This window comes from Streptomyces sp. CB03238 (assembly GCF_002099185.1).
In the GTDB taxonomy this organism is placed as follows: Bacteria; Actinomycetota; Actinomycetes; order Streptomycetales; family Streptomycetaceae; genus Streptomyces.
Genome location: NZ_NBCN01000021.1, coordinates 99,531 through 117,366, shown reverse-complemented (window position 1 = coordinate 117,366; position 17,836 = coordinate 99,531). Strand labels below are relative to the sequence as shown.

Sequence of the window (17,836 nt, the reverse complement as noted above, 5' to 3'; positions counted from 1 at the left end):
GTGCTGGCGCTGTCGATTTGCCTGGCGCTGCTGGCCGCCCTCGGCAACGCCGGGGCGTCCGTGCTCCAGCGGCAGGGCGCCGCCGCCACCGGCCCCACCCCGGCCTCGGCGAGGCGCGGCTCGTGGATGGCGGGACTGGTGCACCGGCGGGTGTGGGTGTGGGGCGCGGCGCTGCTGGCGGTGTCGGGCATCCTCCAGGCGCTGGCCCTGGCCACCGGGCCGCTGTCCGTGGTGCAGCCGGTGATGAGTACGGAACTGATGTTCACGCTGGTGGTCGGCGGCGTGGTGTTCCGGCGCCGCCCGGACACCCGCACCAAGTGGGCGTTCGCCGCCATGGCCCTGGGCCTGGCCGTGTTCCTGGCGATGGCCGACCCGACGGGCGGCCGGTCCACGGTGCCCGTGGCGGACTGGGTGTGGACGGCCCTGGGCGCGGGCGCCTTCGTGGCCGTCCTGGGCGTGGTCGCGCTGCGCCTGTCGCCGGCGCCGCGCGCCGCGGTGCTGGGCACGGCGACCGCGACCGGGTTCGCGTGCACGGCGGCGCTGCTCAAGGACGCGCTGGGGCGGCTCCCGGACGGCGTGGGCGCGGTGCTCACGACATGGCAGCCGTACGCCGCGGTGGGCGTCGGGCTCGCGAGCTTCGTGCTGCTCCAGGTGACGCTGCGGGCCGGCAGCCTGGTGGCGTCGCAGCCCGCCCTCACCCTGGGGGACGCCCTGCTGAGCGTGGTGCTGGGCGTGACGCTGTTCGCGGAACGGGTCCACTTGGGCTGGCGGGTGGTGTTCGAGGCGCTGGCGCTCGCGGTCCTGGTGGCCGGCTGCGTCCAGCTGGCCAGGTCCCCGCTCGTCACGGACGACCCGGAGCGCCCGGAGGAACGATGGTGAACGCCCTTCCGGCGGCCGCCCTGGGTGCCGTCGCCGCCTGGCACATCGGGCCCGCCGCGACCTGGCTGCCGGGCGTGCGCGCCGTGCTGTGGCCGGGGCTCGACGGGCGCGGCGACCCGTCGCACGTGGCGCTGACGTTCGACGACGGCCCGGACCCCGACAGCACGCCCGAGTTCCTGCGCGCCCTGGACGCCCTGTCCGTACGGGCCACGTTCTTCGTGCTGGGCAGCCGGCTGGCACGCCGACCCGCCCTGGGCCGGCTGATCGCGGCGGAGGGCCATGAACTGGCCGTCCACGGCTGGCGGCACGACCGGCCCTGGTGCCCCCGTCCGCTGCGGGACGCCCGGGACCTGGCGCGGACGGCGGACCTGGTCGCCGACGCGGCCGGACGGCGGCCGCTGTGGTACCGCCCGGCGTACGGCATCCTCACCGGCGGTCGGTGGTCCGCCGCCCGCGCCGCCGGGCTGCGCACGGTGCTCTGGTCGGCGTGGGGGCGGGACTGGACGGCCGAGGCGACGGCGCGGAGCGTGCACGCCGAGGTGACCAGGACACTGCGCGGCGGCGGGACGGTGCTGCTCCACGACTCCGACGTGGTGAGCGCCCCCGGGGCGTGGCGGGCCGCGCTGGGCGCGCTGCCGGGGCTCGTCGCGGAGTGCCGGTCACGCGGCCTGGAGGTCGGGCCGCTCAGGGACCATGAAGTGATCGAATAGATCATACATTCGATTTGCTCGTACGCTGGATCCATGTCAGTGCACGTGCAGGGCTCGCTCTTCGACCAGACCGACGAGATCCGTCTCGGACCGCTGACCGGCGTCCGGCGGACCGTACTCGGCGACGGCGCGTGGATCGACCTGCTCCCCGGCTGGCTGCACGGAGCCGACGCCCTGTTCGAGGAGCTGGCCGAGGGCGTGCCCTGGCGGGCCGAGCGGCGCCGGATGTACGACCACGAGGTCGCCGTACCCCGTCTCCTGGCCTTCTACGGCGAAGGGGACACCCTGCCGCACCCGGTCCTCGACGAGGCGCGCGCCGCCCTGTCCGCGTACTACGCCGCCGAACTGGGCGAGCCGTTCACCACGGCGGGGCTCTGCTACTACCGGGACGGCCGGGACAGCGTCGCCTGGCACGGTGACCGGATCGGGCGCGGTTCGCGCGAGGACACCATGGTCGCGATCCTGTCGGTCGGCGAGCCCCGAGACCTGGCGCTGCGCCCCCGAGGCGGAGGCCCGTCGAAGCGGGTACCGCTCGGGCACGGCGACCTGATCGTGATGGGCGGCTCGTGCCAGCGCACCTGGGAGCACGCCATCCCCAAGACCGCCAAGGGCGCCGGCTCCCGGATCAGCATCCAGTTCCGTCCCCGGGGCGTGGGCTGAGCGGTCCTAGTGGACGTGGTGCATGAGCTGGCTGCCCAGCTCGTACCGCGCCCCCACGATCGCCAGCCGGCGCGCCTCCACCCGGGCGGCGAGATCCGGTTCGGCGGCCAGCAGGGCACGTACGTGGCGTACGTTCGCGGTGATCGTCGCGTCGATCCGCGCCGCCCCCGCCGTGCTCCGGTCGATGGCGGGCCGGATCGCCTCGGCGATGTAGTCGATGTGGGCGGGCGGTTCCTCACCGGTCTCGTCCGCCTTCACCGCCGCCGCCACGGCCCCGCACGACTGGTGCCCCAGCACCACGACGAGCGGTATGCCCAGCTCCAGGACCCCGTACGCGATGCTGCCGAGGACCGCTTCGTCCAGCACCTCGCCCGCCGAGCGGACCGTCATCAGGTCGCCCAGGCCCTGGTCGAATATCAGCTCCGGCGGGACACGGGAATCGACGCAGCCCAGGATCAGGGCGAAGGGATGCTGCCCGGCGACGGCCGCCGTCCGGTCCTCCGCGCCCTCGTGCGGATGCGCCTGGTGCCGCGCGCGCCAGCGCTTGTTGCCGTGGACCAGTTCGCGCCACGCCTCCACCGGGGTGCCGGGGCGCGCCGCGCCTGGGCGCGGTGCCGCGACGGCCGGCGTGGGGGCGAACCCGAGGGCGGCGGTGCCGCCGAGCGCCGCACGCAGCAGGGCACGGCGGCCGCGCGGGGAGGGAAGGGGGAGGGCCGCCGGTACATCACCTGGATGCCATGTCACGTCGCGAAACATACGTCCGACTGCTCGCCGGGTGTTCGAGTTTGACCTCTGTTGGCCCGCCCTTGGCCGACGTATGGACGCGCTGTGGGCGAACGATGCATTCCCCCGGCCAAGGGCCCGCCCAGGGGCGCGAGCGCCCGCCCGCCGCCCGCACGCGGCCCGTGGTCGTCCGGCGACCGGCGGTCACTCATGGTCGCCATGGGGCGTGCGGTGTTAGAAAGGGGAACGTGGTCCACTTCTTCGACCGATTCCGTGGTGCCTCGGTTCGGTCACTGGCCGACAGGCGCCCACGGAGCGTCGCGGGACAGGTCTTCGTCCTGCAGGTGGCGCTCGTCGTGCTGCTGGTGCTCGGCGCGGTCCTGGCCCTGCTCCTCCAGTCGCGAGGCGACAGCGACAGGGAAGCCCGCAACCGCTCCATCGCCGTCGCCGAATCCTTCGCCCACTCCCCGGGCCTGGAGAGCGTACTGAAGACCCATCCCGACCCGTCGAGCGTGCTCCAGCCGCTCACCGAAACGGCCCGCGAGAGGGCCGGGGTCGACTTCATCGTCGTGATGGACACCCGCGGCATCCGCTACACCCACCCCCAGCCCGAGCGGATCGGCGGACGGTTCGTCGGCACCATCGAACCGTCCCTGGCCGGCCGCGTCCACACCGAGAGCGTCGACGGCCCGCTCGGCGAGGAGGTGCAGGCCATCGTGCCCGTACGGGGCTCCGACGGGAAGATCATCGGCCTGGTCTCCGCCGGACTGGAGGTCAGGAACGTCACCGGTGTCGTCAACCGGCAGCTGCCGGTCATCCTCGCCACCGCCGCCGCCGGCCTCGCCGTGGCCACCGCGGGATCGGCCCTGGTGGCCCGCCGGCTGCGCCGCCAGACCCACGGGCTCGGCCCCGCCGAGATGACCCGGGTGTACGAACACCACGACGCCGTCCTGCACTCCGTACGCGAGGGCGTCGTCATCGTCGGCGGCGACGGCAGGCTCCTGCTCGCCAACGACGAGGCCGAACGGCTGCTCCAGCTGCCGCCCGACGCCGAGGGCCGCACCGTCAAGGACCTGCCGGGACTCGACCGCGGCATGGCCGAACTGCTGTGCTCCGGCCGCGTCGCCACCGACGAGGTCGTCCCGGCCGGCGACCGGCTGCTCGCCGTCAACCAGCGCCACACCGACCGGCACGGCGGCCCCGCCGGCACCGTCGCCACCATCCGCGACACCACCGAGCTGCGCTCCCTCACCGGCCGCGCCGAGGGCGCCCGCAGACGGCTCAACCTGCTGTACGACGCCGGCGTCGGCATCGGCACCACCCTCGACGTCGTCCGCACCGCAGAGGAACTCGCCGAGGTCACCGTCCAGCGCTTCGCCGACTTCGTCACCGTCGACCTCGCCGACCCCGTCCTGCGCGGCGAGGAGCCCTCCGGCACGGCCGCCGACATGCGCCGCACCGCCGTCGCCGGCATCCGCGACGACCACCCCCTCTACCCGCGCGGCAAGATGATCGGCTTCGTCCCCTCCACGCCCCAGGCACGCGGCTACGGCAGCGGCCGCGCGGAACTGGTGCCCGACCTGTCCAAGGCCCCCGGCTGGCAGGCCCAGGACCCGGAGCGGGCGGCCCGGATCGTCCAGTACGGCATCCACTCCCTGATCGCCGTCCCCCTCAAGGCCCGGGGCGTCGTCCTCGGCGTCGCCAACTTCTGGCGCTCCGAGAAGCCCGAACCCTTCGAGGAGGAGGACCTCGCCCTCGCCGAGGAGCTCGTCGCCCGCGCCGCCGTCTGCATCGACAACGCCCGCCGCTACACCCGCGAACACGCCATGGCCGTCACCCTCCAGCGCAGCCTGCTGCCCCGCGCCCTGCCCGAGCAGAGCGCCCTGGAGGTGGCCCACCGCTACCTGCCCGCCCAGTCGGGCGTCGGCGGCGACTGGTTCGACGTGATCCCCCTGCCCGGCAGCCGGGTCGCCCTCGTCGTCGGCGACGTCGTCGGGCACGGCCTGCACGCCGCCGCCACCATGGGCCGGCTGCGTACCGCCGTACACAACTTCTCCACCCTCGACCTGCCCCCCGACGAACTCCTCGGCCGCCTCGACGACCTCGTCGGCCGCATCGACCAGGACGAGGACGAGGACGACACGGGCGCCGCCGGGATGACCGGGGCGACCTGCCTGTACGCGGTGTACGACCCCGTCTCCCGGCGCTGCTCCATGGCCCGCGCGGGACACCCGCTGCCCGCGCTGATCCACCCCGACGGCGACGTCGAGTTCCCCGACCTGCCGGCCGGACCGCCGCTCGGCCTCGGCGGCATACCCTTCGAGACCGCCGAACTGGAGCTGGCCGAGGGCAGCCAGATCGTCTTCTACACCGACGGGCTGATCGAGGACCGCACCCGCGACATCGACGTCGGCATCGAACTGCTCCGCAAGGCCCTGGGCCGCCCCGCCGCCACCCCCGAGGACCGCTGCCAACTGGTCCTCGACGAGCTCCTGCCCGCCCACCCCAAGGACGACGTGGCCCTCCTCGTCGCCCGCACCCGCGCGCTCGCCGGCGACCGCGTCGCCGACTGGGACGTGCCGTTCCACCCCGGCGCCGTAGGCGGCATACGCTCGGCCGCCGTACGCAAGCTCACCGAGTGGGGCCTGGACGACCTGTCCTTCGCCGCCGAGCTGATCCTCAGCGAGCTCATCACCAACGCCATCCGCTACGGCGCCGCCCCCGTCCGCGTACGCCTGCTGTACGACCGCGGCCTGACCTGCGAGGTGGCCGACCACAACAGCACCTCTCCCCACCTGCGGTACGCCGCCACCACCGACGAGGGCGGCCGCGGCCTCTTCCTCGTTGCCCAGCTGGCCGAACGCTGGGGAACCCGTTACACCGCCCACGGCAAGGTCATCTGGGCCGAACTCCCGCTCCCCGGCGCCGGCTCGTCCTCCGGCGAAGGCACCGGCACCCTGCCGCTCGACGTCTTCAACGCCGGCCTGATCTGAAAGGCGCCCATGTTCACCCCGCACGGCCCGACCCTCCGCGAACTCGCCGCCCAGGCCCTCTCGTCCACACAGACCGGGTACGACCTGCTGGCCCCCAAGTTCGACCACACCCCCTACCGCACCTCCGACAGCGTGCTGGGTGCGGTCGCCGACGCCCTCCGCCCGCTCGGACCGTTCCGCGCCGGCCTCGACGTGTGCTGCGGTACCGGAGCCGGGGTGGGCGTGCTGCGCGAGCTGTGCCAGGAGCGTGTGACGGGCGTCGACTTCAGCGCCGGCATGCTCGACCAGGCCCGCGCCACCCACGCGGACGCGAACGGCGGTACCCCCGACGTCCACTGGGTACGCGCCGACGCCCGCGCCCTGCCGTTCCGCTCCGCCTTCGACCTGGCCGTGAGCTTCGGGGCGTTCGGGCACTTCCTCCCCGAGGAGCGGCCCCGCCTGTTCGCCGGGGTGCACCGGGCCCTGCGGCCCGGCGGCCGGTTCGTCTTCCCCATCCCCGCCCCGCCCCCGGTCGGCTCCCTGCCCTACTGGGAGCTGTGGGCGTTCGACGCGGCGATGCGGCTGCGCAACCTGCTGTGGCGACCGCGCTTCATCATGTACTACCGCACCCTCCGGCTCACCGACGTCGTCGCGGAGCTGACCCGCACCGGGTTCACGGTGGAGCTGTCCCCGCTGGAGGAGTTCGGCCGGCGGCCCGACGGATCGCCCTACTGCCGCGTGGTGACCGCGCTGCGCACCTGAGCCACCTGGGCGACGGCCGGTTGCGGGGAACCTGAACTGCCGGTCGAGTGGGAGACCGGTCCGCGATTCGCCGAATCCGGTACGGCGCGCGGACAACGGCACCGGCCGGATTCACCTCTTCGGTGTCGTACCAGTGGTTTCCCGAGAGGCAGTGAAGAAGACATGGCCGTCGGCGCATCGAGTGTCACCGTCCCACCGGACCCGGGGAAGCGCCCCGGGCCCGGGCGCGAGAAGGGCGGCGGTGACCCGCGCGGGTCACGGACGACACGTACGACCGCGTGGACGGCGGGCCTCGCCCTGCTGCCGCTCGGCCTGCTCGCGGCCGCCTCCTACCTCGGCCGGTACGTCCGCCCCAGCGCCGACGAATGGTGCTTCCTGCCCGTCGTACGCGACCAGGGCATCTGGGGCCTGGTCGGCAAGTTCTACGTCACCGACAACGGACGGATCGCCAACGGGCTCCTCGTCGGGCTGTACGCCGAGTTCCCGGTCGCCGGGCACCAGTGGTACGCCGTGATCAGCGGCGTCCTGATGCTGGTGCTGCTGTGGGCCGTGACCGTGCACGCGCTGCGTGCCGCCGGACAGCGCGTGCCGCGCGGGGTGCCGCTGCTCATCGCGTCGATGATCACGGCGGTGTTCCTCTTCGCCACGCCCAACACGTACAAGACCTTCTACTGGCCGGCCGCCTCCGTCTCGCACACGCTCGCCCCGGTGCTCGCCTGCGCGGCCGCGATCCCGCTGCTCCGGGCCCGCGCCCGGAGGGGCCGGATCGCCGCCCTGGCCGTCGTGTTCGCGGCGGGCGTCTTCATGGGCACCCTCTCCGAGGAGGCGTCGGTCGTCGCCCTGGTGGTGCTCGCCGTCGCCGTCCTGTGCGCCCCGCTGCTCTTCACCGAGCGCGTCCGCTCCTACGTCCGCGGCTGGGCGCTCGTCGGCATGGCGGGCGTCGCCATCGGCACCTTCGTGCTGATGACGTCCCCCGGCTCGCGCAACCGGCGGCAGCGGTACGACGCCGAGACCGTCTCCGTGCTCGCCCCGGAATCGCTGATCGGCTCGCTGCGCGCCTACGTCCGCATCCTGGAGACCGTCTTCACGACCTGGCAGTACGTGGGGGCCGTCGCCGCCGGCGTGCTGCTGGGCCTGCTGGCGCGGCGCCGGACGGGACACCGGCCGGTGCTCATGCCGTGCCGCCCGCTGCTGCTGGCGGCGCTCGGCGCGGTCACCTTCCTGGCCTGCGGCTACCTGTGCACGGCCATCACGTACCCCGCGTTCGGCGAGCGGGTGGTGCGCACCGAGCGGACCTGGAACGACTGGCTGCTGGTGTACGTCCTGCTGCTCGTCGGCCTCGGCGCCCTGCTGGGCCGCGCATTGCGCCTCCGCGGGGGCGGGAGGACGGGCGTCGTGACGGCACTGGCCGCCGCCGTGTGCGCGGTGTCCGTGCTCGGCCTCGTCGCGCCCCTGTACCACCTGGGCCACGACATGAAGGTACGGGCACAGAAGTGGGACCGTCAGGACCAGTGGCTGCGCGAGCAGGCGGCGAGCGGGGCCAAGGTCGCCCCGTACAAGCCGCTGTCGGTCGGCAGGATGCTGGAGCCGTTCGGCGACAACGGACGCAGGCCCTGGCCGGCCCGGTGCGTCGCCGACTACTACCACCTGGACAGGGTCACTCACGGGACCCGGCTTCCGTGACCTGAGCTTCCTGCGGCGGCCGCGGCCCCGAGCGACGGGCCGCGGCCGCCCCGGAGGTGATGGCCCAGCGGGCCAGCAGGAACGACAGCGGCGTGACGGCGACACCGGCGGCGATGGCCGCGAGGTTCTCGTCCATCCCCAGCCTGCTGACGGCGAGATGGAGCAGGATCCCGCTGCCCACGACATTGGCCGCGCCCGACAGGGGATAGCGGGCGAACGCCCGCCACGTCGGGCGGGTGCGGACGGTGACGTACGAATTGAGCAGGAACGAGCCCACGACGCTGACCCCGTACCCGATGACGTGGGCGGCGAGGTAGGGCAGCCAGATGTTGAGCGTGGCGTACACGCCGTAGTAGACGGCGGTGTTGACCAGCCCGATGACGGCGAAGGTGACGAACTGGCGGACGGCCGGCGCTCTCACGACTTCGGCCTGGCCCGTCCCGCCGCCTCCAGGCGGATGTCGTCGTGGCGGACGGCCGCCGACCGGTCCGTCTCCCGCACCACGTAGTGCGGGCGGCGCTTCGCCTCGTGGTAGATCCGGCCCACGTACTCGCCGATGACACCGAGTGTGGCGAGCTGGATGCCGCTGAGCGCGACGATGGCGGTGATGAGGGTCGCGTAGCCGGGGGTGTCGACGCCGTTGAGGACCGCGTTGGCGACGATCCACAGGGCGTAGACGAGCGCGGACAGGAACAGCCACAGTCCGGTGTGGATGGCCAGGCGCAGCGGCCGGCTGTTGAACGACAGCAGCCCGTCGATGCCGTAGTTGAGCAGCCGGCGCCCGCCCCACTTGGACCGGCCGGCGGCGCGCTCGACGTTCTCGTAGGTGAAGCTGACGGTGTCGAACCCGATCCAGGAGAACAGGCCCTTGGAGAAGCGGTTGCTCTCGGGCAGGGAGAGCAGGGCGTCGACCGCGCGGCGCGACAGGAGCCGGAAGTCGCCCGCCCCGTCGATGACTTCGACGTCCATGAAGCGGCGGACGAGGCGGTAGTAGGCGCGGCTGAGCGCGGTGCGTACGGCGCCCTCGCCCGTACGGTCGCGCTGGGCGATCACCTGGTCGTAGCCGTGCCGGTGCAGCTCCAGCATGCGGGGGAGGAGGCCCGGAGGGTGCTGGAGGTCGGCGTCCATGAGGACGACCACCTCGCCCCGGGACATGCGCATGCCGGCGAGCAGCGCGGACTCCTTGCCGAAGTTGCGGCTGAAGGAGGTGTAGCGCACCCGCCCGTCGGCCGCCGCGAGGTCCCGCAGCCGGTCCACCGTCCGGTCGCCGCTGCCGTCGTCGACGTAACACACCTCGAAGGTCACGGCGGTCGGTTCGAGGGCGTCGACCAGGGCGGTGTGAAAGGCGTCGATCACCTCGCTCTCGTCGAAGCACGGGACGACGACCGACATATGGACCATGGGCTGCTCACTCCATGCACTGGTGTGCGGGACGGCGGCCGGGAGTTCGGGGCCGCCGCATAGGGAGGATGGCCATGGGGCCACCGGGGTTGCCTGCACAGGGCAACGGAGTTCGCCCTGTCCAGCCAGTGGAGCGCGGTGGCGGGAGGTTCACAGCCCCACGCCGTCCACTCGGGTGAGTGCGTGACTGTGCGTGGGCACGCATGCGTCCGCCCCGTCACCCGGGATGGGGGGACGGGGCGGACGGCGTGTGGTGTGACGTCGGTGAGGCGGGGGCCGGGTCAGGACCCGCCCTTGCCGACCTCCTTGTTCACGGCGGCCGGCGAGTCGTACTGCTTCTCGGGGAGGGACTTCAGGGCCTCCATGACCTTCTTGTCGGCCTTGTGCTTCTGTGCTTGATCGACGATCTGCTCCTTCGATGCCGGGTATTCGACGCCGCCGAGGGCCTTCTGCATTTCGATGGGGTTCACAGCCATGGTCGAGGGGTACCCCGGCGCGGGAACCGGATACCGGTACCAAAGTCCATGTCACGACAATGGAGCACAGGCACCTTTTCTCCCCACGCAGCGCGAATCCGTCACGGTTGCATCACAATGTCGTGTGAGGACCGGAGAGTGCGGGCACATCCATGTGCGGGAGGGCGACCCGGTTCGGGGGCCGGCGCATCGCCCGGCCTTGGGGAGGCCGGCCTGGAGAAGGCATCGGCGTCCCTCTCTCCTTGCTTCGTGGCGTGGGAAAGGCAGGTACGTTCATGCTGTTGGCGCATCCCGCAGTGCTTCGTGAGCTCGTGGCCCGTTACGAATCCCTGTGCACCGCCTCCCAGGAGCTGGCCCTCGCGCCCGACCTGAAACGACGGCTCGACGATGTCACGTACACGCTGTGCGTGACCACCGGAACGCGGCAGCTGGACCAAGCGCTGGCCGCCGCACGCGCGAGGCTGGCCGCCACGGCGGGGGCCACCACGGCGGCACCGGCTACGGCCGGTACCGCCGGCTGACGCGGGAGGACTTTCGGCGGCCCCGGCCCAGGGGTTGACCGGGGCCGCCACGGGTGTCCGCGGGGAGTGCGGAGCGCCCGGTCGGAACACCGGGGGCGACGCGAGGAGGGAGCGCCGTCACGCGGTGTTCTGTCACGACACCCCGGGCCGTTTCACCGGGGTGTCCGTGCAGTAAATATATTTACCGTCGAGTAAGCAAGCGTATGAAAAATTTCATGCGCTGCTGACGCGTGAAAACGACTGAAAACGCCCTTGTCCCGGGCTCAGTCGTCGAGGAAGAAGTTGTGCTGCTCCGCAGCCTGTTCGTACCCCTCGAGCCGCAGCTGCGTGCGCTCCGGGTTGGCGTCCGCCATGGCCTGGAGCACCGAAGCCGCGAGGACGCCGGGCGCCGCGTACGAGTCGAAGACCAGCCGCGACCCCGTCCCGGCCGTCAGCGTCACATCCGCCTCGTCCACCAGCGACCCGAGCGTCAGATCCGTGATCAGCGCGATGTGCAGCCCCGTCCGGCGGGCCGCCCGCATCGCGGCCAGGGTCTCGTGGGCGTGCCTCGGCATCGCGAACGCCAGCACCCACGTCCCGCCCGCCTCCCGGGACTGCAGCAGCGCGTCGTAGGCCACGCTGCCGCCGCGCGTCACCAGGCGCACGTCGGGGTGGATACGGCGGGCCGCGTACGCGAAGTACTCCGCCAGCGACACCGAGATGCGCAGACCCAGGACCGTCAAGGGGACGGAAGTCGCCAACTCACGCCCCACATCGAGGATCTGGCCGGGATCGGCGAGCAGGCGGCGCAGATGCTCCAGGTTCTCGATCTCGGCGTCGATGGCGGCCTGCAGTTCATTGCGGCGGATCTCCTCGCGGGTGTCCGGCGCACCGGCCACCGCGCTGAGCGCGATGGGCTGCAACGCCTCCCGGAGCGCGGGGAACCCGCTGTACCCCAGGGACGTCGCGAACCGCGTCACCGACGGCTGGCTCACCCCCACGCGCTCCGCGAGATCCGTGATCGACAGGAACGCGGCCTCGGTGAGGTGGTCGATCATGTACTGGGCGATGCGGCGTTGGGCGGGCGACAGCCGGTGGCCGCCGAAGAGCGCCATGACCCGGTCCAGGGGGACGGCCGGGGCCGGCTCCGCCGCCGCGGACGGCGTGCCCGGCGTGATCGCAGCCGCCTGCGCACGTGCCTGCTGCCCTGATGGCACCACCGGTGTGCCTCCTTCTTGTCCCGATTCCGCTCAACATAGCTCACCCGGTCCGGCCGCCCCCGGGCCACCGATGTGCGCGACCCGGCCGCTCGGGAGCATGCTGTCTGTGTGCCCGCACCCGTGCCGTACCGGGCACGGCGGCGCCGGGTACCTCCCGCTGAGTGAGGCTGGGACATGCCAGGGAAACCACACAGCAACGGCACCGGGAACGCCGAGGGCCGGCCCGGCGCACTGGCCCTGGCGCTGGCCGAGGCGACGGTGGGCGCCGTCGAATCCACCGGCGATTCGCCGGCGGCGTCTACCTGCGCAGCGGCACCCCGGGGCTGCTGCGGCTGGCGGCCCTCGCCGGGCTGCCCGCCCTGCTGTTCCACCCCTGGTGGCGCATGCACATCAACCGCCCCTTCCCGGTGGCCGACGCCCACCGCTCCGGCAAGCCGGTCCACCTCGCCGACGCCGAGGACGCCATGCGCCGCTACCCCCAGCTCATGGCGGGCCTGCCGTTCCCCTTCGGGTCGCTGTACGAGCCGGTCGCCCACGGCGGCGACGGCTTCGGCGTGCTCGTGGTCCTCCGCGCCGCCACCCCCGGCCGCCCCGTCGACCCGGGCGACCGGCGCCGGATGCACCGGGCGGCGCGGCACCTCGGCACACGGTTCGCCGGCCTCGCCGCCGGGGGCACCCCCGTCGCCTGGGACGACCCGCCCGTCAACGTCCAACTGCCCACGCGCACCGCCCCGCCCGTGCGGACCGGCCACCTCGACTGGGACACCGCGACCGGTGCCGTCACCACCGACGAGGAGTTCCGTACGATCCTCGGCGCCGCACCGGACACCGGCCCGCCCGCCACCATCGACGCCTTCACCGCCCTGCTCGCCCCGGAGGACGCGTACGGCCTGTGGACCGTCGCCCGACGGCTCACCGACGCCGACCACCCCCACACCCGCCGCATCTGGCTGCGCGCCCGCGACGGCCGCCCCTGCCTCCTGGAACTCTCGCCCCACCAGCCCCCCGGCGGCCGAGTGCCCCGGCCACTCTCCGACGACCCGGCGCACCGCCCACCCGACACCGGACGGCCACCTCCCCCCGCCACCCCGCGTGCCCCCGTGCCCGCGGACCGGTCGGCGGCGGGGCCTCGCGAGTCCGCCGGTGCGGGGAACCGTGTGGCCGGCGGGACCGTCAGCGGAGGCGCCGACGACCGCGCGGTGCAGGAGCCGCCCACCGCTGCCCCGAGCACCCCGGCGCCCGCCGACCGGTCCGCGGAGGAACGTCCACCGCCAGCCGCAGGGGGAAGCCGCGCCCCCGCCGGCCCCGGCAGCCACGCGCCCGCCGGTCCGGGGGCGGGGCGGCGGCTGCGGGGGGTACTGGTGGACCCGGGGGCCGGGGCTGTCGGGGGTGCGGCGGCCGACCGGTTGGCGGGCGGGATCTGCTCGCTGGACCGGCTCGGGAGGATCACGTTCGTGAGCCGCAGCGCCGAGACCCTCCTCGGCCGCGGCAGGCCCCAGCTCATCGGGCGCGACCTGTGGGAGGCCCTGCCCTGGTTCGGGCGGCCCGCGTACGAGGACAACTTCCGGGCCGCCCTGCTCTCCGACGAGCCCGTCCACTTCCTGGTGCACCGCGACCCCGAGACGTGGCTGTCGGTCTCCCTCCACCCCGGCCACGAGGGCCTGACCATGACCCTCGCCCCCGCCGAACAGCCCGAGTACACGCCCGGCTCCGTCGCCTCGCCCGGTGCCGGACTCGGCTCCCCGGCCGACCGGGCGTCCATGCTGTACCGCCCCGTCGCCCTCGCCATCGCGCTCACCGAGGCCGTCACCGCCCGCCAGGTGTCCGCCGTCGTCACCGAGGAACTGCTGCCCGCGTTCGGCGGCCGGCAGCTCGCGATCTACCTCCTCAGCGAGCGCCAGCTCCACCTCGCCTGGGAGACCGGCTTCCCGCAAGGCTTCCTCGACCGCTTCGACGGCGTCGGGCTCGACGCCCAACTGCCCGGCGTCGAAACCCTCACCACCGGCCGCCCCATCTTCTTCGAGTCCATGCAGCGGCTCGCCGCCGCCTACCCCGGCATCCCCATGGACGCCCACGTCGGCGCCCGGGCCTTCCTGCCCCTCATCGCCTCCGGCCGCCCCGTCGGCTCCTGCATCCTCGGCTTCGACCAGCCCCGCGGCTTCAGCCCCGAGGAGCGCACCGTCCTCACCGCCCTCGCCGGACTGATCGCCCAGGCCCTCGAACGCGCCCGGCGCTACGACTCCGAGGCCGCCCTCGCCCGAGGCCTCCAGGACGCCCTCCTGCCGCACACGCTGCCCCGGCTCCACGACGTCGACACCGCCGGCCGCTACCTCCCCGGCACCCAGGGCATGGAGGTCGGCGGCGACTGGTACGACGTCATCGACACCGGCCGCGGCATCGCCCTCATCATCGGCGACGTCCAGGGACACGGGGTGGCCGCCGCCGCGACCATGGGCCAGCTGCGCAGCGCCGTACGCGCCTTCGCCCTCAGCGGCCACGACCCCGAGGAGGTGATGAGCGGGACGAACCGCCTGCTCATCGACCTCGACGCCGGCCAGTTCGCCACCTGCTGCTACATCGTCCTGGACGCGGCGACCGGCGTCACCCGCGCCGTACGCGCCGGCCACCTCCAGCCCCTGCTGCGTCACCCGGACGGCACAACGGAGGTCCTCGACCTGCCCGGCGGCGTGGTCCTGGGCGTCGACCCCGAAGCGACCTACCCGGTCACCGAACTGCGGCTCGCGCCCGGCGACGTCCTCGCCCTGTTCACGGACGGGCTCGTCGAACAGCCCGGAACCGACATCGACCTGGGCATCGAGCGGCTGCGCGGCGCCCTCTCCGGGGTCGGCCCGTCCCCCCTCGCCGACACCGCCGAGCGGCTCATCCGCGAGGCCACGGGCGCCCACGACCGGCCCGACGACATCGCCCTGCTCCTCGCCGCCCGCCGCCCCGACGGCGGCCCCCGCCGGAGCAGCGCGGCATGAGCGCGGTTGTGCCGCACGGAACGCCGACCGACCATGAGGAGACGTAAGAAGGCAGGTGCCATGAGCGCGGTGTACGCGGCCGAGGATGCCGACTTCCGCGGCCCCCTCGACGTCACGAAAGCAGCGACGGCCGTGCTGGACGGCGACGGCACGGTCGTCGGCTGGGGTCCGGCGGCCCACGCCCTGCTGGGCTACCCGCCGCACGAAGCGGTCGGCCGCCCCATCGGCACGTTCGTCGTGGACCGCCCCGGCGCGTACCGCATGTCGGCGCCCCTGCCCGGCGCGGCGCTGGCCCGGCGCCAGGTGCTCCACATGCGCCACCGGGACGGCCACATCGTCCGTGTGGCGACCGCGACGCTCCCGCTGTCCCACGCCGGCGCCGGCCCCGCCCGGCTGCTCGCGGTGGCCGACGCCGACGAGACCGAGCGGTGGGAGGCCCTCCAGTCGATGCTCCGCGGCCTGGCCACCCAGTCGCCCGTCGGCCTCGCCATCTACGACACCGACCTGCGGGTCGTATGGACCAACCACGCCCTGTACCGCGAGATGGGCACCTTCCAGTACGCCGGACTCGGCCCCGACGAGATGGTCGCCGACGGCGAGATCCTCTCCGACGGCTACCCGGGCACCCTGACGGAGACCATGCGCCAGGTGATCGCCACCGGCGAGCCCGTCATCGAACTCCACTACAGCGGCCGCCCGCCCGCCGACCCCGAACACGACCACGTCTGGTCCTGCTCCTACTACCGGCTCCAGGACGCCGACGGCCGCGCGCTCGGCGTGTGCGAGGAGACGGTGGACATCACCGACCGCTACCTCGCCCAGCAGCGCCTGGACCTCCTCGTACGGGCCGGCGGCCGGGTCGGCACGTCCCTGGACATGACCCGCACGGCACAGGAACTCTCCGCCGTCGCCGTCCCGCAGTTCGCCGACGCCATCACGGTCGACCTCATCGACGTCGTCCTGGAGGGCGACCAGCCGGCCCCCGGAACGGCGACCGCCAGACGCGTCGTACGGGTGTGGGAAGGCCCCTCGGAAGGCCCCAGGACCGCCAGACCGGTCGCCTACCCGGCGGACTCCCTCCAGGCCCGCTGCCTGGCCGGCGGACAGCCCGTACTGGAAGGGCCGACGCCCACGCAGAGCGCGCACTCCCGGCTCGCCGTGCCGCTGCGCACCGAAGGCGGCCCGCTCGGCGTGGTGACCTTCTGCCGCGACCGCCACCCCGACCCGTTCGAGTCCGGCGACCTGCTGGTGGCCGACGAACTCGCCGCCCGCGCCGCCGTCAGCATCGACAACGCGCGCCGCTTCACCCGCGAACACGCCGCGGCCCTCACCCTCCAGCGCAGCCTGCTGCCGCGCCACCTGCCACGCCTCACCGCCGTCGACGTCGCCCACCGCTACCTGCCGGCCGACAACCGGGCCGGAGTCGGCGGCGACTGGTACGACGTGATCGCCCTGTCCGGCACCCGCGTCGGCCTCGTCGTCGGCGACGTCGTCGGCCACGGGGTGCGCGCCGCCGCCACCATGGGCCGCCTCCGTACGAGCGTGCGCGCGTTCGCCCGACTCGACCTGCCGCCCGACGAACTCCTCACCCGCCTCGACGAACTGATCACCCAGGACGCCCACGAACAGACCGCCGTCCAGGCCGGGACCGAGGACGCCGCACTCGGCGTGACCTGCCTGTACGCCGTCTACGACCCGGTTTCCGGGCGGTGCAGTATGGCCCGCGCCGGAAGCCCCCTGCCCTCGATCGTCGACCCCGGCACCGGAGCCGTCAGCCACCCGGACGTGCCCGCCGGCCCGCCGCTGGGCCTGGGCGGCCTGCCGTTCGAGAGCGCCGAGTTCACCCTCCCCGAAGGCAGCCTGATCGCCCTGTTCACCGACGGGCTCATCCAGGGCCGCGACCGGGACCGCGACGCCGAACTCGACGCGCTGCACGCCGTCCTCGCCGAGCACCGGCGCCCCCTGGACGACCTGTGCGACCGGATCGTCACCACGCTGCTGCCCGGCCCCGTCGACGACGACGCCGCGCTCCTCCTCGTACGCACCCGCACCCTCGACAGCCACGAGGTGGCCGCCTGGGACCTGCCCGACGACCCCGAAGTGGTCGGCCGGGCCCGCGCCCTGGCCACCAGGCAGGTGGGCGCCTGGGGGCTCGACGGCGAGCTGGGCTTCACCACCGAACTGGTCGTCAGCGAACTCGTCACCAACGCCATCCGCTACGCCTCCGGCCCCATCCAGCTGCGGCTCATCCGCGACCGGACCCTCATCTGCGAGGTGTCCGACACCGGCCACACCTCGCCGCACCTACGGCGCGCGGGCAGCGAGGACGAGGGCGGCCGCGGGCTGTTCCTCATCGCCCAGATGACCCAGCAGTGGGGCACCCGCTACACCCCCACCGGCAAGACCATCTGGGCCGAGCAGCCGATCCCGCCCTGACGTTTGCCGAGGCTCCGGCCCGGAAACCCGGGGGTGGCCGACACGCACGGGAGGTACGTCATGGCAGTGTCCGAACAGATCAGTGACGGGCTCTGGGACGAGTTCCACACCGTCGTCAACATGACCTCGCGCGAGCTGCGGGAATGGCTCAACGTCGCATCGGCGGGCGAGGAGACCGAAGAGGTCCCCGACCGCGCCGGAAAGCCCATGGGCCGACGTGTCCTCGACATCCTCGGCAAGCGCCGCACCGACCTCACCCAGGACGACGTGAGCGTCATGCAGCGCGTCTGCGACATCGTCCGCTCGCAGCGCGACCCCTCCCTCGAACCGCAGGCCGGGGGAACCGACTGGCGCCACAGCCTGATGGACATCGGTCACGACCCGCTCAAACCGACCTGACGATCCAGCCCCGCGGATTCTCCACCGGCCG

The 17,836-nt window shown here is 73.5% G+C and carries 15 protein-coding genes; 10 read left to right on the top strand and 5 right to left on the bottom strand.

Annotation, left to right across the window (positions count from 1 at the left end; all coding sequences use genetic code 11):
* From BKD26_RS30490 to BKD26_RS30480, 3 genes are read left to right on the top strand one after another with little or no spacing between them, the layout of a single operon-like run.
* Entirely contained in the window at positions 1–879 is an 879-nt protein-coding gene (locus BKD26_RS30490; RefSeq protein ID WP_084904920.1) for a DMT family transporter, read from the top strand.
* Positions 873–1,589, top strand: a complete 717-nt coding sequence (locus BKD26_RS30485; protein WP_084904918.1) for a polysaccharide deacetylase family protein — start codon at positions 873–875, stop codon at positions 1,587–1,589. The genes BKD26_RS30490 and BKD26_RS30485 overlap by 7 nt, the downstream gene beginning before the upstream one ends.
* A gap of 33 nt (positions 1,590–1,622) precedes the next feature.
* Positions 1,623–2,249, top strand: a complete 627-nt coding sequence (locus tag BKD26_RS30480) for an alpha-ketoglutarate-dependent dioxygenase AlkB (protein ID WP_084904915.1) — start codon at positions 1,623–1,625, stop codon at positions 2,247–2,249.
* Positions 2,250–2,255: 6 nt separating this feature from the next.
* On the opposite strand, the gene BKD26_RS30475 is transcribed toward BKD26_RS30480, so the two are convergent.
* Entirely contained in the window at positions 2,256–2,993 is a 738-nt protein-coding gene (locus tag BKD26_RS30475) for a carbonic anhydrase (protein WP_241518919.1), read from the bottom strand.
* 227 nt (positions 2,994–3,220) lie between these two features.
* Here BKD26_RS30475 and BKD26_RS30470 point away from each other — a divergent pair, with 227 nt between their 5' ends.
* From BKD26_RS30470 to BKD26_RS30460, 3 genes are all read left to right on the top strand, one after another.
* The gene (locus BKD26_RS30470) at positions 3,221–5,965 is read left to right on the top strand and encodes a SpoIIE family protein phosphatase (protein WP_241518918.1); all 2,745 of its coding nucleotides are present in this window, start codon (positions 3,221–3,223) and stop codon (positions 5,963–5,965) included.
* Positions 5,966–5,974: 9 nt separating this feature from the next.
* The gene (locus tag BKD26_RS30465; RefSeq protein ID WP_084904906.1) at positions 5,975–6,706 is read left to right on the top strand and encodes a class I SAM-dependent methyltransferase; all 732 of its coding nucleotides are present in this window, start codon (positions 5,975–5,977) and stop codon (positions 6,704–6,706) included.
* Between the two features lie 162 nt (positions 6,707–6,868).
* On the top strand, positions 6,869–8,389 hold the full coding sequence (locus BKD26_RS30460; protein ID WP_084904903.1) for a DUF6056 family protein: 1,521 nt from the start codon (positions 6,869–6,871) through the stop codon (positions 8,387–8,389).
* Here the strand turns inward: BKD26_RS30460 and BKD26_RS30455 are convergent.
* The 3 genes from BKD26_RS30455 to BKD26_RS30445 form a co-directional block, all read right to left on the bottom strand.
* Entirely contained in the window at positions 8,364–8,810 is a 447-nt protein-coding gene (locus BKD26_RS30455) for a GtrA family protein (RefSeq protein ID WP_084904900.1), read from the bottom strand. The two genes, BKD26_RS30460 and BKD26_RS30455, sit on opposite strands and share 26 nt — an antisense overlap.
* Complete coding sequence (locus BKD26_RS30450) at positions 8,807–9,790, bottom strand: glycosyltransferase family 2 protein (protein WP_084904897.1); 984 nt, start codon at positions 9,788–9,790, stop codon at positions 8,807–8,809. The genes BKD26_RS30455 and BKD26_RS30450 overlap by 4 nt, the downstream gene beginning before the upstream one ends.
* 281 nt (positions 9,791–10,071) lie before the next feature.
* Positions 10,072–10,266: a DUF2795 domain-containing protein gene (locus BKD26_RS30445; protein WP_084904895.1), complete on the bottom strand. Its 195-nt coding sequence runs from the start codon at positions 10,264–10,266 to the stop codon at positions 10,072–10,074.
* Between the two features lie 275 nt (positions 10,267–10,541).
* Between BKD26_RS30445 and BKD26_RS30440 the strand changes: the two genes are divergently transcribed.
* Entirely contained in the window at positions 10,542–10,787 is a 246-nt protein-coding gene (locus tag BKD26_RS30440) for a DUF5133 domain-containing protein (RefSeq protein WP_084904892.1), read from the top strand.
* Positions 10,788–11,050: 263 nt separating this feature from the next.
* On the opposite strand, the gene BKD26_RS30435 is transcribed toward BKD26_RS30440, so the two are convergent.
* The gene (locus BKD26_RS30435) at positions 11,051–11,983 is read right to left on the bottom strand and encodes a MurR/RpiR family transcriptional regulator (RefSeq protein WP_084905001.1); all 933 of its coding nucleotides are present in this window, start codon (positions 11,981–11,983) and stop codon (positions 11,051–11,053) included.
* 164 nt (positions 11,984–12,147) lie between these two features.
* Between BKD26_RS30435 and BKD26_RS30425 the strand changes: the two genes are divergently transcribed.
* Genes BKD26_RS30425 through BKD26_RS30415 form a run of 3 tightly spaced genes read left to right on the top strand, consistent with a single transcriptional unit; the run spans position 12,148 to position 17,805 of the window.
* The gene (locus BKD26_RS30425) at positions 12,148–14,970 is read left to right on the top strand and encodes a SpoIIE family protein phosphatase (protein ID WP_241518917.1); all 2,823 of its coding nucleotides are present in this window, start codon (positions 12,148–12,150) and stop codon (positions 14,968–14,970) included.
* Positions 14,971–15,030: 60 nt separating this feature from the next.
* Positions 15,031–17,406: a SpoIIE family protein phosphatase gene (locus tag BKD26_RS30420; RefSeq protein ID WP_084904887.1), complete on the top strand. Its 2,376-nt coding sequence runs from the start codon at positions 15,031–15,033 to the stop codon at positions 17,404–17,406.
* Between the two features lie 60 nt (positions 17,407–17,466).
* Positions 17,467–17,805 (top strand): DUF3140 domain-containing protein, encoded by a 339-nt coding sequence (locus BKD26_RS30415; protein ID WP_084904997.1) that lies wholly within the window; start codon positions 17,467–17,469, stop codon positions 17,803–17,805.
* Positions 17,806–17,836 lie beyond the last annotated feature (31 nt).

What these genes read in the sequence shown, in the direction of transcription:
- BKD26_RS30480 (WP_084904915.1), top strand. Translation starts at nt 1,623, where the DNA reads ATGTCAGTGCACGTGCAGGGCTCGCTCTTCGACCAGACCGACGAGATC.
- BKD26_RS30485 (WP_084904918.1), top strand. Translation starts at nt 873, where the DNA reads ATGGTGAACGCCCTTCCGGCGGCCGCCCTGGGTGCCGTCGCCGCCTGG.
- BKD26_RS30460 (WP_084904903.1), top strand. Translation starts at nt 6,869, where the DNA reads ATGGCCGTCGGCGCATCGAGTGTCACCGTCCCACCGGACCCGGGGAAG.
- BKD26_RS30420 (WP_084904887.1), top strand. Translation starts at nt 15,031, where the DNA reads ATGAGCGCGGTGTACGCGGCCGAGGATGCCGACTTCCGCGGCCCCCTC.
- BKD26_RS30445 (WP_084904895.1), bottom strand. Translation starts at nt 10,266, where the DNA reads ATGGCTGTGAACCCCATCGAAATGCAGAAGGCCCTCGGCGGCGTCGAA.
- BKD26_RS30415 (WP_084904997.1), top strand. Translation starts at nt 17,467, where the DNA reads ATGGCAGTGTCCGAACAGATCAGTGACGGGCTCTGGGACGAGTTCCAC.
- BKD26_RS30440 (WP_084904892.1), top strand. Translation starts at nt 10,542, where the DNA reads ATGCTGTTGGCGCATCCCGCAGTGCTTCGTGAGCTCGTGGCCCGTTAC.
- BKD26_RS30465 (WP_084904906.1), top strand. Translation starts at nt 5,975, where the DNA reads ATGTTCACCCCGCACGGCCCGACCCTCCGCGAACTCGCCGCCCAGGCC.
- BKD26_RS30450 (WP_084904897.1), bottom strand. Translation starts at nt 9,790, where the DNA reads ATGGTCCATATGTCGGTCGTCGTCCCGTGCTTCGACGAGAGCGAGGTG.